This window comes from Pseudomonas sp. JH-2 (assembly GCF_036231725.1).
GTDB classification, from domain to species: Bacteria; Pseudomonadota; Gammaproteobacteria; order Pseudomonadales; family Pseudomonadaceae; genus Pseudomonas; species Pseudomonas delhiensis.
In genome coordinates this window covers 80124-92120 of sequence record NZ_JAZAQP010000015.1, presented here as the reverse complement: position 1 = coordinate 92120, position 11997 = coordinate 80124, and the positions used below count along the sequence as shown (strand labels likewise).

The window sequence follows — 11997 nt, the reverse complement described above, 5'->3', positions numbered from 1 at the left end:
TTCGCAAAAAACTGGTGAATTGTTCCAGATAAATCTGAAAACAGTACACGATTCATTCGGCGAGGAACCTGCGACGCCCCGTCGCAGCTGGCTCCGTGCCGCAGCCTATACTCAGGCTTCACCCTCGGAGGATCCCCATGCCCATCGCCCGCGCCACCCTTGCCGACCTCGACGAGCTGGTCCCGCTGTTCGCCGGCTACCTGGATTTCTACGAAGTGCCGGCGCCCCCGGCGGACGTCCGCGAGTTTCTCGCCCAGCGCCTGGAGCGCGGCGAATCGGTGATCTACCTGGCGCGCAGCATCGACGGCGTGGGCCTGGGCTTCGTCCAGTTGTACCCCTTCTTCGCCTCCCTTGCACTCCGCCCGGCCTGGCTGCTCAGCGACCTCTACGTGCTCCCGGCGGCCCGCCGCGACGGCCATGGCGAGGCGCTGATGAACGCCGCCCGCGCCCACGCCGAGGCCAGCGGCGCCTGCGGCCTGCAGCTGGAAACGGCGAAGGACAACCGCAATGCCCAGGGCCTCTACGAGCGCCTGGGCTACCAGCGTGACGAACGTTTCTACACCTACTGGCTGGACCTGGGCGAGGCCCGGGGCTGACGCATCGACGCAGGAGGCTGCCATGAACCATCTCGTGCTCACCATCATCGCCCAGGACCAGCCGGGGCTGGTGGAACGCATCGCCCAATGCATCGCCGGCCACGGCGGCAACTGGCTGGAAAGCCGCATGTCGCGCATGGCCGGGCAGTTCGCCGGCATCCTGCGGGTGGCGGTGCCGGCCGAAGGCTACGACGAACTGGTGGAAGGCCTGCAGGAGTTGGGCGACCACGGCATCCGCGTGCTGCTGGCCGACAGCGGCATCGAGCCCTCCTGCAACTGGAAGCCGATCCACCTCGACCTGGTGGGCAACGACCGCCCCGGCATCGTCCGCGACATCACCCGCCTGCTGGCCGAGCACGGCGTCAACCTGGAGCGGCTGACCACCGAGGTGCTGCCGGCGCCCATGAGCGGCGAGCCGTTGTTCCACGCCGATGCGGTGCTGGCGGTGCCGCTGACGTTGCCGCTGGAACAGTTGCAGCAGCACCTGGAGGCCTTGGCCGACGACCTCATGGTGGACCTGAATTTCCACAAGGAGGACTGAGGCGCGGAAAAACACCGGCGGCCTGTGCATAAGTCTGTTGAGGAAATGTGCGTTGAACGCTGGAAGGCCCGCATGGCGGCGTTTCAGGCGCAGTGCTTCGCTGTGAACAGGTCGCCACGGGTTGCCCACAATCACCGTGGGTTGTCCTGTTGGTTGGCTGTGGATGGATGGCTGTACGTCAGGCTGTGCGTGACCTCTGGCGGTTCGCTCAGAAAATGATCCGTGCCCGGGGCGGCCGCCGGGGTGGGCGGCCTATCCACGTCTTTGCACAAAAACCGCGGGTCGCGCTGTGGGCAACTGCTGTATGCCTGGCTACAGACTGCGTGGATGCTGGTTCCGCGGGGAGTGCTCAAAAAAGCGCCAGGCCCGTCGTGGTCCTGCACAGAAACCCGGGAAAGCCCTGTGGAAAACCCTTGGGTAGATCGCTGGCGGCCTTTGGCCACGTGCTCTGCAGGCATTTGTACGCGTTCTGAGCAGCCATCGCTGCCGTTGCCACGGCGCTTCGGTCCGGCTGCGGAATTGCGGGGTTATCCCCGCCAGCGCTGGATGAAACTGTGGAAAAGTTCCGGATGCCTGGCTGCAGGCCCCGCCGGACGGGGCCTGCAAGCTATCGCTCAGGAAATGATCAGGCGCGCCGCAGGCGGTACCAGATGTCCACGCTGTACACCACCAGCGCCGCCCAGATGCAGCCGAAGGCGACCAGGCGCGTCGGGTTGAGGTGCTCGCCGAACAGCAGGACGGCCTGCAGCAGCACCAGGGTCGGCGCGATGTACTGCAGGAAGCCCAGGGTCGCGTAGGGCAGGTGGCGGGCGGCGGCGTTGAAGCACACCAGCGGCACCAGGGTGACGGGGCCGGCGGCGGCCAGCCAGAGCGCCTGCGGGCTGCTCCAGAAGTCCAGGTGGGCGCTGGGGCCGTCGGCGAACAGCAGCAGCCAGACCAGGGCCAGCGGCAGCAGCATCCAGGTTTCCACCACCAGGCCGGGCAGGGCGTCCACCGGCGCCTGCTTGCGGATCAGCCCGTAGAAGCCGAAGGTCAGCGCCAGCGCCAGCGACACCCAGGGCAGGCTGCCCAGTTGCCAGACCTGCTGGGCCACGCCGAGGGCGGCCAGGCCCACGGCCACCCATTGCAGCGGGCGCAGGCGCTCGCGCAGCACCACCAGGCCGAGCAGCACGTTGATCAGCGGGTTGATGTAGTAGCCCAGGCTGGCCTCGAGCATGTGCCCGTTGTTCACCGCCCAGACGTAGACCAGCCAGTTGCTGGCGATCAGCACCCCGCTGGCGCCGAGCACGGCCAGGCGCCGCGGGTTTTCGCGCAGTTCGCGCCACCAGCCGGGGTGCTTCCACACCAGCAGCAGCGCGGCGCCGAACAGCGCCGACCAGATGGCCCGGTGGGTGATGATTTCCAGGGCGGGAATGCGTTCCAGCAGCTTGAAGTAGACCGGGAAGAGTCCCCAGATGACATAGGCGGTCAGGCCCAGGGCATAGCCCCGGCGGGGATTGGCGGTGGCCATCGGACGTCCTTGCGGCAGTAGAGAAGAGTGGCCGCGCCATTCTAGGGGGCGCGGCCGATGTTGTCTGTGTGTTCAGTTTCCGTTGCCGGGTGGTGCGGGGAATTGGCCGTAAAGCGGATGTTACGCCTCGGCCAAACCGTGGGAGCAATCGTCTATTGGGTTCCGATGGGTATCGCTTCGCTCAACCCCGCCAACGCCGCCCCCTTGCAACCCGTAGGGCGGATAACGCCTACAGCGTTATCCGCCAATGGTCCCGGACACCGGTGTTCCGGCCGGCGGCGGATAACCGCGAACGGTTATTCGCCCTACGGTCGAGCATGGTCGTAGGAGCGCGGTGGGATGGCTCAGAACAACCGCAGCGGCTCCTCGTCCAGCGCCGCCATCTGCTCGCGCAGCACCAGCACCTGCTCGCCCCAGTAGCGCTCGCTGCCGAACCAGGGGAAGCTCGGCGGGAACGCCGGGTCGTCCCAGCGCCGTGCCAGCCAGGCGCTGTAGTGCATCAGGCGCAGGGTGCGCAGGCCCTCGATCAGCGGCAGCTGGCGCGGGTCGAAGTCGTGGAACTCCTGGTAGCCGTCGATCAGCTCCGAGAGTTGCAGCAGGCGCTCCTGGCGCTCGCCGGCGAGCATCATCCACAGGTCCTGAACCGCCGGGCCCATGCGGCAATCGTCCAGGTCGACCATGTGGTAGGCCTCGTCGCGGCACAGCAGGTTGCCCGGGTGCAGGTCGCCGTGCAGGCGGATGGAGGTATAGCGGTTGTCGACGAACAGGGCGTCCAGGCGCTTGAGCAGGTCGCGGGCCACCGACTCGTAGGCCGGCAGCAGGCTCTTGGGTACGAAGTTGCCTTCCAGCAGGGTGGCCAGGGACTGGTGGCCGAAGTTATCCACAGTCAGCTGCTCGCGGTGCTCGAAGGGGCGCGTGGCGCCTACCGCGTGCAGGCGGCCGAGCAACTGGCCCAGGCGGTACAGCTCGTCGAGGTTGCCCGGCTCCGGGGCGCGGCCGCCACGGCGGGGGAACAGGGCGAAGCGGAAGCCGGCGAACTCGAACAGGCTTTCGCCGTCGCGCACCAGCGGCGCCACCACCGGCACCTCGCATTCGGCCAGCTCGGCGGAGAAGGCGTGCTCCTCGCGGATAGCCGCATCGCTCCAGCGCCCGGGGCGGTAGAACTTGGCGATCAGCGGCTGCTCGTCCTCGATGCCCACCTGGTAGACGCGGTTCTCGTAGCTGTTGAGCGCCAGCACCCGCGCGTCGCTGAGGTAGCCCAGGCTTTCCACCGCGTCGAGGACCAGGTCGGGCGTGAGGGCGGAGAAGGGATGGGACATGGCGGCGATCCAGGACTGTGAACAGGCCCCTAGTCTACGCACACCGCCGTGGGATTGCTGGCTCCTGCGCCATTACGCCTGGGGGACTCTTCGCAGGATGGGTCTAGCTTGCGAAAACGATGGGTATCGCTTCGCTCAACGCCATCCTACGTGGGTGTCGTCAGTTGCTGCAGGCGCCGAAGTGGAAGCCGGCCTTGGCCAGCGCCTCGGGGTGCGCCTTCAGGTAGCTGAAGAAGCGTTCCGCCAGCACGTGCCGCGGGCCTTCCACCAGCACCAGGTAATACTGCGCCTGCGGGGCGCAGGCATAGGGTCGCGGCGCTTCGCCGCGGCCCTGGGCATGCAGCGCCTGCACGCCGTGGGCGCCGTCATCGGCGAAGAACAGGTCGAAGGGCATGCCCTGGCCGATGTCGCGGGCCAGCTCGGCGCTGTCGCCCTCGATCAGCAGGACCTTGTTGCCGGTCTGCAACTGGTACTGGTCGGCCAGCGCCTCCAGGGCCGCCATCGGCTGGTGGCCGCTGGCCACGCGCAGGACGTCGGGGGTGGCCTGGCCGATCGATGGCAACAGGGCGCTGCACATCAGCAGCAGGGGGATCAGGAAGCGGCGCATGGGCGGGGGCTCAGGGCAGTGGGATGGCCTATTGGAACCCCACCGCCGGCGCCGGCCGTTGACTCAAGGCAGGCTTCGCTCAGACCGGCGTGCCGAGGATCACCTGCGCCGGGGAGAACTGCGTGCGCACCCGGCTGCCGGGGGCCAGGCGGAGGATGTCGATGCGTTCCTGGTCCACCAGGGCGCAGAGCATCTGCCCGCCGGGCAGCTGGATGCGCACCTCGCTGGGGCCGTCGCCGGCCTCGCGGATGTCCTCGACCCGCCCCTCCAGGGCGTTGAGCCCGGCCGGGCACTCGATCTGCGGCAGGTCGACGTAGAGCCAGCCGGCCTTCATCAGCGCGATCACCGGCAGGCCTTCGCGCAGTTCCAGCTTCTCGGTGCTTTCGCGGGTGATGCGCGCGTGGATGCGCGCGCCGCCGGGCAGGTCGATGCCGACCAGGTCGTTCAGCCCCGCCGGCTCGATGCTGCAGACGCGCCCGTGCAGCTGGTTGCGCGCGCTGGTGCGCAGCATCAGGCGGCCGATCAGCTCCAGGTCCTCGCCGTCTTCCTCGATGGTTTCGAGCATGCGCTCGCGCAGCTCCTCCAGGCGCTGGTACAGCGCCAGCAGGCGCTCGCCGGCCGGCGTCAGGCGCGCGCCGCCGCCGCCCTTGCCGCCGACGCTGCGTTCCACCAGCGGGCGTTCGGCCAGGTTGTTCAGCTCGTCCACCGCATCCCAGGCGGTCTTGTAGCTCATGCCGGCGGCCTTGGCGGCCTGGGTGATGGAGCCCAGCGCGGCGATCTGCGCGAGCAGGGCGATGCGTTGCGGGCGGCGGGTGACGTGCTGGGTGAGGAGGCTGAGGCTGGTCATCGTTTTCGTTGTTGTGTTCGCGATAGGGCGAGGCTGGTAGCTGCGCCGGCAAAAGGCAAGGGGAATCCGTCGGATGCCCGCCGCGGGTTCAGCCCGGCTTCGGCGTGCGGGCCAGGCAGTAGACGTCCACCCGCTCTGCGCCGGCACGTCGCAGCAGCTGCGCCAGGGCCGTGGCGGTGGCGCCGGTGGTCAGCACGTCGTCCACCAGCGCCAGGTGCAGGCCGCGCAGGGCCGTAGCGTCGTCCAGGGCGAAGGCCTGGCGCAGGTTGCGCCGTCGCTCGGCCTTGTCCAGGCCCTGCTGCGCCGGAGTGTCGCGCACCCGGCGCAGCGGCTGGCGCCAGGGCAGGCCGAGCTCCGCGGCCAGGTTGCGGGCCAGCAGCTCGGCCTGGTTGAAGCCGCGCCGGCGCTGCCGGCGCGGGGCCAGGGGCACCGGCAGGAGCAGGTCGGGCAGCGGCAGGCCCTCGGCGAAGGCATGCCGCAGGTGGCGCCCCAGCAACTGGCCCAGCAGCCGCCCCAGGGGCCGGTCGGCCTGGTGCTTGAAGCGGGTGATGGCGCCGTCCACCGGGAAGGCGTAGCGCCAGGGCGCCAGCACCTGTTCGAAGGGCGGCGGCCGGCGCAGGCATTCGCCGCAGGTCAGGCCGTGTTCCGGCAGCGGCAGGGCGCAGGTGCCGCAGTGGCCGCCCAGCCAGGGCAGGTCGGCATCGCAGCCGGCGCACAGCGGCAGGCCGGTATCGGCAGGGCCGCCGCAGAACAGGCAGTCCAGGGGTGGCGCGAGGAGGGCGCGCAGGCGGGCGAACGTGAGCAGGGTGGCGTCCTCCGGGTGATGCCCCGGCGGACGCTCAGTGGATCAGCCAGCTCATCACGATGAGGCCGAGCACGGTGAGCAGGATGCCGCCGAAGAACGAGCGCCGGACGAAGGCGCGGATGCCACTGTAGAGCAGCAACAGGCCGAGGAAGAGTAGGACGAAGCTGAAGATCGACACGTCCATTCCGATGGCCCGGGCCAGGCCGTGGAGGAACTGGTCCATGGCCGCCCAGATGCTGCCCAGCAGGCCGGAGAGGAGGTCGACGACGAAGCGGATCGCCTTGCCGAGTGTCTGGCCGAGCCAGTCGAAAACGCCTTCTGTTTCCATGTCCGTATCGTTTTCCCAGTGTTCCGCCCATTGGAGTGGCGCGAAGGCCGCCGGGTTCAGCGCCGTGTGCTGCTCAGTTGCGGCGCCAGGAAGGACTGCCGGAAGTATTCGCGGAACGCCTTCATCGCCGGGGTGAACTCGCGGTCGCGGTGCCAGGCCAGGCCGACGCTCATCGAGGGCACCGCGTCGACCAGCGTGAGCGTCTCGATGCGTTTGCCCTCCAGTGACCAGGGACGGTAGACGAGGTCGGAAAGGATGGCCACGCCGGAACCGTTGGCGACCATGCTGCGCACCGCCTCCACCGAGCTTGTGCGCAGGATCACCCGCGGCTGCTGGCCGCTGTGCTGCCAGTAGCGCATGGAGGATTCGCCCGCCTCGTCGACGGTCAGCATGATGTACGGCTCGCCGGCCACGTCGGCCAGGCCCACGGCCGTGCGTTCGGCCAGCGGGTGGCGTATCGGCAGCCAGAGGCGGCGGGTGGAGCTGAACAGCGTCTCCGCGGTGATCTGCGGCTCGGTGAGGTTGCCGGTGAGCACCACGGCCATGTCGTAGCGTCCTTCGATCAGGCCGCGCTCGATGTCCACCCGTTCCTGCTCGTGCAGGTGCAGCTTCAGGTCCGGGTACCACTGCGCCAGGCGCTGCAGGTGGTGCGGCAGGAAGTAGCCCATCACGGTGTAGCTGGCCGCCACGTTCAGGCTGCCGCTGAGGTGGGTGTCCGGCAGCGGGCTGTTCAGCGCGTCCTCGACGCTGCGCAGGATGGAATAGGCGTGGTTGAGGAAATGCCGGCCGTTGTCGGTGAGGGTCATGCCCTGGGCCGTGCGGGTGAACAGCGCGGCGCCCAGCAGGCCCTCCAGTTCCTGGATGGCGCTGGTCACGGCCGATTGCGAGATGTGCAGGTTCAGCGCCGCCTGGGAGATCTGCCCGACCTCGGCGGTGGCCACGAAGTAGCGTACCTGGCGCAGGGTGAAAGCCATGGGGCGGTGCTCCGGTAGGTATCTGTTTTTCAGAATCTACTGTATCGGATAATAAATCTACCCAATGCCACCCCTGCGACTTAAGGTCACCCCAACGACCTTCACAACAACGCATACAGGGGCCGGGCGGCGATGCAGACAGTCGATCTCAATTCCGACATGGGCGAGGGCTTCGGCCCCTGGACCATCGGCGATGGCGTGGACGCGGCGATCATGCCGCTGATCAGCAGCGCCAACATCGCCACCGGTTTCCACGCCGGCGACCCGAGCATCATGCGCCGCACCGTCGAGCTGGCCCTGGAACATGGCGTGGGCATAGGCGCGCACCCCGGGTTTCGCGACCTGGTCGGGTTCGGCCGGCGGCATATCAACGCGCCGGCCGCCGAACTGGTCAACGACATGCTCTACCAGCTCGGCGCGCTGCGTGAGTTCGCCCGCCTGCAGGGGGCGAGCCTGCAGCACATCAAGCCCCATGGCGCGCTCTACATGCACCTGGCCCGCGACGAGGCGGCGGCCCGCGAGTTCGTCGCCACCCTGCAGCGCCTCGACCCGCAGCTGGCGCTGTTCTGCATGGACGGCTCGGCCACCTGGCGCGCCGCGCAGGAACTGGGCCAGCCGGTGGTGCGCGAGTTCTACGCCGACCGCGACTACGACCGCAGCGGCTCCATCGTCTTCATCCGCCGGGTGCGCGCACTTGATCCCCAGGAGGTGGCCGCCAAGGTGCTGCGCGCCTGCCAGGAGGGCCGGGTGCGCACGGTGGAGGGCGAGGACATCGCCATCGCCTTCGACTCCATCTGCATCCACAGCGACACCCCCGGCGCCCTGGCGCTGGTCGAGGCGACACGCGCCGCCCTGCTGGGCGCCGGCATCCGCATCGAGGCGCCGCGCTGAGCGCCGCCCCGCCTGGCGGGGCCTTCCATCACTGCATCTGCCATCCATACATTCGAACAATGAGGAACAGTCATGGCCGAACATACCGTGCAGTCGCCCTTGCCGGGCACCTTCTACCGCAAGCCGAGCCCGGATGCGCCCAACTACGCCGAAGCCGGCCAGCGCGTCGAGCCGGGCAGCGTGATCGGCCTGGTGGAAGTGATGAAGCAGTTCTCCGAGGTGCAGGCCGAATGCGCCGGCACCCTGCGCGCCTTCCTGGTGGAGGATGGCGAGCCGATCGAGCCGGGCCAGGCCCTGGCGACCATCGACGGCGACGCGTGAGGGCCCGGCCATGCTGAAGAAACTGCTGGTGGCCAACCGCGGCGAGATCGCCGTGCGCATCATCCGCGCGGCGCGGGCCCTGGGCATCCCCACGGTCGCGGCGTGCAGCGAGGCGGACGCCGACTCGCTGGCCGCGCGCCAGGCCGACGAGGTGCGCATCATCGGCCCGGCCCGCGCCGACCGCAGCTACCTGAACGCCGAGGCGCTGTTGCAGGCCGCGCGCGACAGCGGGGCGGACTCGATCCACCCCGGCTACGGCTTCCTTTCCGAGAACGCCGACTTCGCCGAGGCGGTCAACGCCGCCGGGCTGGTCTTCGTCGGCCCCGATGCGCGGACCATCCGCCGCATGGGCGACAAGGCCGAGGCGCGGCGCACGGCCATGGCCGCCGGGGTGCCGGTGGTACCGGGTTCGCCGGGCGAACTGGAGGACGTCGAGGCCGCGCTGCGCTGTGCCGAAACGGTCGGCTACCCGCTGTTGGTCAAGGCTTCGGCCGGTGGCGGCGGGCGCGGCATCCGCATCGCCCACGACGCCGAGGAGCTGCGCCGCGAATTCCCCATCGCCCAGCGCGAGGCCCAGGCGGCCTTCGGTTCCGGCGCGGTGTACCTGGAGCGTTTCATCCGCCAGGCGCGGCACATCGAGGTGCAGATCCTCGGCGACGGCCAGCGCGCGGTGCACCTGTTCGAGCGTGAGTGCTCGCTGCAGCGGCGCCGGCAGAAGGTCTTCGAGGAGGCACCCTCGGCGGCATTGAGCGAGGCCCAGCGCGAGGCGCTCTGCGCCAGCGCCGTGCGCCTGGCGCAGAGCCTCGGCTACCGCGGCGCCGGCACCCTGGAATACCTGTTCGATTCGCACAGCGGCGAGTTCTTCTTCATCGAGATGAACACCCGCATCCAGGTCGAGCACCCGGTCAGCGAGATGGTCACCGGCATCGACCTGGTCCAGGCCATGCTGCGCATCGCCGGCGGCGAGCCGCTGGCGCTGCGCCAGGAAGACATCCGCCTGAACGGCGCGGCGCTGGAAATGCGCATCAACGCCGAGGATCCGGCGCGCAACTTCTTCCCCTGCCCGGGCACGGTCGAGGGCCTCGGCTGGCCCCAGGGCGACGGCGTGCGGGTGGACAGCCACCTGTATCCCGGGTACCGCGTACCGCCTTACTACGACTCGCTGCTGGCGAAGATCATCGTCCACGGCAAGGACCGCGAGGAAGCCTTCGCCCGTGCGCAAAAGGCCCTGGACGAGACCGAGCTGAGCGGCATGGCCACCACCCTGTCGCTGCACCGCTGGCTGCTGGCGGAGCCGCGCGTGCGCGCCGTGCAGTTCGACACCGGCACCCTGGAAACCTGGCTGGCCGAGCGCGCCGCCGCCCTGGAGGTGTGACATGCACGAGCAGATCCGCTACAGCTTCGGCGGCGACGAGCACCTGTTCGCCGAGGTCGCCGAATCCATGTCGCTGGAGGCCTTCTTCCGCGGCATGGCCATCACCCGGGCGATCGAGCGCCAGGCCATCCCCGGCGTGCTCGACGTGTGCCTGGCCAACGCCTCCTTCCAGGTCCGCTTCGACCCCGACCAGGTGGCCCCGCAGGCGCTGCTGGAGCAGGTGCGCGAGCTGGAGGCCCATGCCACCACCGAGCGCAGCATCCGCACGCGGATCATCGAGATCCCGGTGCTGTACAACGACCCCTGGACCCATGAGACGCTGATGCGCTTCCGCGACCGCCACCAGGACCCGGACTCCACCGACCTGGAATACGCGGCGCGGATCAACGGCTACCAGGACGCCCAGGCGTTCATCGAGGCGCACAGCGGCACGCCCTGGTTCGTCTCCATGGTCGGCTTCGTCGCCGGCCTGCCGTTCATGTACCAGATGGTCGAGCGCGAGCGGCAGCTGCAGGTGCCCAAGTACCTGCGCCCGCGTACCGATACGCCGAGGCTGACCCTCGGCCACGGCGGCTGCTTTGGCTGCATCTACTCGGTGCGCGGCGCCGGCGGCTACCAGATGTTCGGCGTCACCCCGGCGCCGATCTACGACCCGCAGCAGCGCCTGGACTACCTGCAGGATTCCATGGTGTTCTTCCGCGCCGGCGACATCGTCCAGTTCCGCCCCATCGACCGCGAGGCGTACGACCGCGCCCTGGCCGAGGTGGAGGCGGGCAGCTTCGCGCTGCGCATCCGCCCGGTCGAGTTCGACCTCGACGCTTTCCTCGCCGACCCGCAAGGCTGCAAGCAACGACTGCAGGAGGTGCTCCATGTCGCTTAAGGTGCTCAAGCCCGGCCTCGCCACCTCGGTGCAGGACGCCGGCCGAGAAGGCTACTACCACCTGGGCATCCCGCCCTCCGGCGCGCTCGACCAATACGCCCTGCGCGCGGCCAACCTGCTGGTGGGCAACCCGGCCACCGCCGCGGCGCTGGAGTGCACGCTGCTCGGGCCGCAGCTGGAATTCCAGCGCGATGCCCTGGTGGCGGTCTGCGGCGCGGCCATGACGCCACGCCTGGACGGCGCCCAGATGCCACTGGACTGCGCCTTCCGCGTGCGCGCCGGGCAGGTGCTGGGCTTCGACTTCATCAAGGCCGGCGCCCGTGGCTACATCGCCATCGACGGCGGCATCGAGGTGCCCGAGGTGCTGGGCAGCCGCTCCACCTATGGCCTGGGCAGCATCGGCGGCTTCTCCGGGCGGCGCCTGCAGGCCGGCGACGAGCTGCCCCTGGGCGCCCCCGCTGGTGCCGGTCGCGAGGGCCTGGCGCTGCCGCGCTCGCTGCAGATCGAGGTCGGCGGCGAGATCAGCCTGCGGGTGGTGCCGGGGCTCTACCACCATCGCCTGACGGCACAGGCCGCCGAGCAGTTCTTCGCCGATACCTGGACCGTCGGCTCCGAGGCCGACCGTACCGGCTTCCGCTTCAAGGGCGGCACGCCGCTGGCCTTCGAGCCACGCGAGCAGCCGTTCGGCGCCGGTTCCGACCCGTCGAACATCGTCGACGCCTGCTACCCGATCGGCTCCATCCAGGTGCCCGGCGGCCTGGAGCCCATCGTCCTGCACCGCGACGCGGTATCCGGCGGCGGCTACGCGATGATCGGCACGGTGATCAGCGCCGACCTCGACCGCATGGCCCAGCTGCAGCCCAACCAGAAGGCCCGTTTCGTCGCCATCTCCCTGGAGGAAGCACTGGTGGCGCGGCGTCGCTACAAGCAGCAGGTCGAAAACCTGTACCGCTTCTTCCTGGCCTAGCTGACCGCCACGGTGGCGTACCCCGCGGCTTCCGCG

At 69.4% G+C, this 11997-nt stretch carries 14 protein-coding genes; 7 read left to right on the top strand and 7 right to left on the bottom strand.

Going from position 1 to position 11997, the window contains the following annotated elements; genetic code table 11:
• Positions 1 to 137: 137 nt before the first annotated feature.
• Positions 138 to 596, top strand: a complete 459-nt coding sequence (locus tag VV867_RS13270) for a GNAT family N-acetyltransferase (RefSeq protein ID WP_328566620.1) — start codon at positions 138 to 140, stop codon at positions 594 to 596.
• Positions 597 to 618: 22 nt separating this feature from the next.
• Entirely contained in the window at positions 619 to 1137 is a 519-nt protein-coding gene (locus tag VV867_RS13265; RefSeq protein WP_043269369.1) for a glycine cleavage system protein R, read from the top strand.
• 625 nt (positions 1138 to 1762) lie between these two features.
• On the opposite strand, the gene rarD is transcribed toward VV867_RS13265, so the two are convergent.
• From rarD to VV867_RS13230, 7 genes are all read right to left on the bottom strand, one after another.
• Positions 1763 to 2647: an EamA family transporter RarD gene (gene rarD, locus VV867_RS13260; protein WP_275627865.1), complete on the bottom strand. Its 885-nt coding sequence runs from the start codon at positions 2645 to 2647 to the stop codon at positions 1763 to 1765.
• 344 nt (positions 2648 to 2991) lie between these two features.
• Complete coding sequence (locus VV867_RS13255; protein ID WP_109931714.1) at positions 2992 to 3966, bottom strand: serine/threonine protein kinase; 975 nt, start codon at positions 3964 to 3966, stop codon at positions 2992 to 2994.
• 160 nt (positions 3967 to 4126) lie between these two features.
• Complete coding sequence (locus VV867_RS13250) at positions 4127 to 4573, bottom strand: substrate-binding domain-containing protein (protein ID WP_109931716.1); 447 nt, start codon at positions 4571 to 4573, stop codon at positions 4127 to 4129.
• A 79-nt stretch (positions 4574 to 4652) separates the two neighbouring features.
• A complete protein-coding gene (locus VV867_RS13245) occupies positions 4653 to 5420 on the bottom strand; it encodes a TOBE domain-containing protein (RefSeq protein ID WP_109931718.1) in 768 nt (255 codons plus the stop codon).
• Between the two features lie 88 nt (positions 5421 to 5508).
• On the bottom strand, positions 5509 to 6207 hold the full coding sequence (locus VV867_RS13240; RefSeq protein WP_256595807.1) for a ComF family protein: 699 nt from the start codon (positions 6205 to 6207) through the stop codon (positions 5509 to 5511).
• Positions 6208 to 6259: 52 nt separating this feature from the next.
• Complete coding sequence (locus tag VV867_RS13235; protein ID WP_109931721.1) at positions 6260 to 6553, bottom strand: hypothetical protein; 294 nt, start codon at positions 6551 to 6553, stop codon at positions 6260 to 6262.
• A 56-nt stretch (positions 6554 to 6609) separates the two neighbouring features.
• Complete coding sequence (locus VV867_RS13230; protein WP_328566619.1) at positions 6610 to 7527, bottom strand: LysR family transcriptional regulator; 918 nt, start codon at positions 7525 to 7527, stop codon at positions 6610 to 6612.
• 132 nt (positions 7528 to 7659) lie between these two features.
• Here VV867_RS13230 and VV867_RS13225 point away from each other — a divergent pair, with 132 nt between their 5' ends.
• The 5 genes from VV867_RS13225 (at position 7660) to VV867_RS13205 (ending at position 11961) form a co-directional block, all read left to right on the top strand.
• Positions 7660 to 8418 carry a 5-oxoprolinase subunit PxpA gene (locus VV867_RS13225; protein ID WP_109931725.1) on the top strand — a complete coding sequence of 253 codons (759 nt, stop codon included), beginning with the start codon at positions 7660 to 7662 and terminating at the stop codon, positions 8416 to 8418.
• 72 nt (positions 8419 to 8490) lie between these two features.
• A complete protein-coding gene (locus VV867_RS13220) occupies positions 8491 to 8739 on the top strand; it encodes an acetyl-CoA carboxylase (protein WP_089392929.1) in 249 nt (82 codons plus the stop codon).
• Positions 8740 to 8749: 10 nt separating this feature from the next.
• Positions 8750 to 10114: an acetyl-CoA carboxylase biotin carboxylase subunit gene (locus VV867_RS13215; RefSeq protein WP_328566618.1), complete on the top strand. Its 1365-nt coding sequence runs from the start codon at positions 8750 to 8752 to the stop codon at positions 10112 to 10114.
• A 1-nt stretch (position 10115) separates the two neighbouring features.
• Entirely contained in the window at positions 10116 to 10994 is an 879-nt protein-coding gene (locus tag VV867_RS13210; RefSeq protein ID WP_328566617.1) for a 5-oxoprolinase subunit B family protein, read from the top strand.
• Positions 10984 to 11961, top strand: coding sequence for a biotin-dependent carboxyltransferase family protein (locus VV867_RS13205; RefSeq protein ID WP_109931730.1), 978 nt, complete (start codon positions 10984 to 10986; stop codon positions 11959 to 11961). Before VV867_RS13210 ends, VV867_RS13205 begins: the two co-directional genes overlap by 11 nt.
• Positions 11962 to 11997: the final 36 nt, after the last annotated feature.

Coding starts and splice junctions, on each gene's coding strand:
- VV867_RS13270 (WP_328566620.1), top strand. CDS start 138: ATGCCCATCGCCCGCGCCACCCTTGCCGACCTCGACGAGCTGGTCCCG.
- VV867_RS13265 (WP_043269369.1), top strand. CDS start 619: ATGAACCATCTCGTGCTCACCATCATCGCCCAGGACCAGCCGGGGCTG.
- rarD (WP_275627865.1), bottom strand. CDS start 2,647: ATGGCCACCGCCAATCCCCGCCGGGGCTATGCCCTGGGCCTGACCGCC.
- VV867_RS13255 (WP_109931714.1), bottom strand. CDS start 3,966: ATGTCCCATCCCTTCTCCGCCCTCACGCCCGACCTGGTCCTCGACGCG.
- VV867_RS13250 (WP_109931716.1), bottom strand. CDS start 4,573: ATGCGCCGCTTCCTGATCCCCCTGCTGCTGATGTGCAGCGCCCTGTTG.
- VV867_RS13245 (WP_109931718.1), bottom strand. CDS start 5,420: ATGACCAGCCTCAGCCTCCTCACCCAGCACGTCACCCGCCGCCCGCAA.
- VV867_RS13235 (WP_109931721.1), bottom strand. CDS start 6,553: ATGGAAACAGAAGGCGTTTTCGACTGGCTCGGCCAGACACTCGGCAAG.
- VV867_RS13230 (WP_328566619.1), bottom strand. CDS start 7,527: ATGGCTTTCACCCTGCGCCAGGTACGCTACTTCGTGGCCACCGCCGAG.
- VV867_RS13225 (WP_109931725.1), top strand. CDS start 7,660: ATGCAGACAGTCGATCTCAATTCCGACATGGGCGAGGGCTTCGGCCCC.
- VV867_RS13220 (WP_089392929.1), top strand. CDS start 8,491: ATGGCCGAACATACCGTGCAGTCGCCCTTGCCGGGCACCTTCTACCGC.
- VV867_RS13215 (WP_328566618.1), top strand. CDS start 8,750: ATGCTGAAGAAACTGCTGGTGGCCAACCGCGGCGAGATCGCCGTGCGC.
- VV867_RS13210 (WP_328566617.1), top strand. CDS start 10,116: ATGCACGAGCAGATCCGCTACAGCTTCGGCGGCGACGAGCACCTGTTC.
- VV867_RS13205 (WP_109931730.1), top strand. CDS start 10,984: ATGTCGCTTAAGGTGCTCAAGCCCGGCCTCGCCACCTCGGTGCAGGAC.